Source organism: Bradyrhizobium jicamae (genome assembly GCF_001440395.1).
GTDB lineage: Bacteria > Pseudomonadota > Alphaproteobacteria > Rhizobiales > Xanthobacteraceae > Bradyrhizobium > Bradyrhizobium jicamae.
Genome location: NZ_LLXZ01000213.1, coordinates 3,304 through 3,898 on the forward strand (window position 1 = coordinate 3,304; position 595 = coordinate 3,898).

Genomic DNA, 595 nt, shown 5'->3' on the forward strand with positions numbered 1-595 from the left:
CGACTACGAGGCCTATCAGGCCATCAAGGAAATGCTCCGCGAGTGGGAGCAGAGCACCTAAGCCAGGAGCATCCATGCCAGCGACCTATACCTTTAACGATGGGATCGAGGCCGCCAAGGCTCAGGTCGGGTGGACCATCAATGAAGCGGTAAAGTCTCTCAGCGAGGAAGCTGCCAAGCAATATATCGACTTGCTGGTGATCGTATGGCGCGATCTAGAGCAACTTAAGCGGCCAAGTAGGCGCAAGAGGAAGCAACCAGACCAACCCCCTCCCCGATCCCCCTGAGACAACGAGGAAACCAACATGCCACCTATTGAATTTTGGTTCATCACCATTGGGGTGATCGTCCTGATCTGTCTCCCGCAGCTTATTTGGCCGCCGCGAGGCGGAAATCCTTTCGAGCCCCTTTGACCCTGTGAGGGAGCTTTGTTGACTACCTGTGGCTGCGGAGCACTGGCGTTTTCCGGTCAATTATGGCAGCCTAGACCATTATTTGAGGGGATTTCCATGAAGATTGTTGGATCTGCGCCGATTCTGGCTATTTGCGTTCTGTTGTCCGTCCCCGTCATGGCCGAAGAGCCTCTGACCCAACA